Raw genomic sequence first — 821 nt, 5'->3', positions numbered from 1 at the left:
AGACGTACACCATCCTTGGCCTGAGTGTGGCTACTGTTGGTTTGATGACGTTTCTTCCTGAAAGCATTACTAAGTGGGACGAAGAAGACCGCGACATGAGCAAGCTGGGTAGCAAATGGAAAGATAACGTTTCTGATGGCCCGGTATGGGACCGTGACGAACACTTCCTAAACTACATCATGCACCCATACTTTGGCGGTGTTTACTACACAGCGGCAAGACATGCAGGTTACAACGAATTTGAATCATTCTTGTACTCTGCCACCATGTCTACTTTCTTCTGGGAATACGGTGTTGAAGCGTTTGCAGAAGTCCCTTCTTGGCAGGACATCTTTATCACGCCATTCTTTGGTGCAGTCGTGGGTGAAATGATGCTAACAGCAGAGCAAGACATCGTAGCAAATGGCGGCGAAGTGTTAGGTTCAGAAACTGCAGGCGACGTTTCTCTCTTCTTCCTAAACCCTGTTGGTCATATCCACCACTGGGTGACTGACGCATGGGGCGGCAGCGCTGAATTGAAATTCAACTCCTCACCTTGGTTCGGCAATCAAGATGTTGCGAAGTTTGCCATGGACGCAGGTGCAAGCTACGACAGTCAGTTTTACGGCGTAGAGCTGAAAGTAACGTTCTAAGCCAACCATATTGAACGACATTAATGAAGAGCAGCCAAACGGCTGCTCTTTTTGTATCTAGTGCACTGTTTTGATTATTTGCTTCGCGAATTAGTGTGAAAAATTGACTTCTATCAAACATAACCCCTTCCTAGGACCTACACTGAAGAAAAGGACTTATTCCAATAACTTAAGCGATGCGTTCCACCG

At 46.5% G+C, this 821-nt stretch carries 1 protein-coding gene; it reads left to right on the top strand.

The window, feature by feature from the left end; all coding sequences use genetic code 11:
* The coding region (locus tag R7O13_RS25765; RefSeq protein WP_318305058.1) for a DUF3943 domain-containing protein at positions 1-632 on the top strand (632 nt) is incomplete at its 5' end.
* Positions 633-821 lie beyond the last annotated feature (189 nt).

The organism is Vibrio sp. Y176, assembly GCF_033438945.1.
Note: the sequence above shows the minus strand (reverse complement) of the source record. Positions and strands in the feature narration are given on the sequence as shown.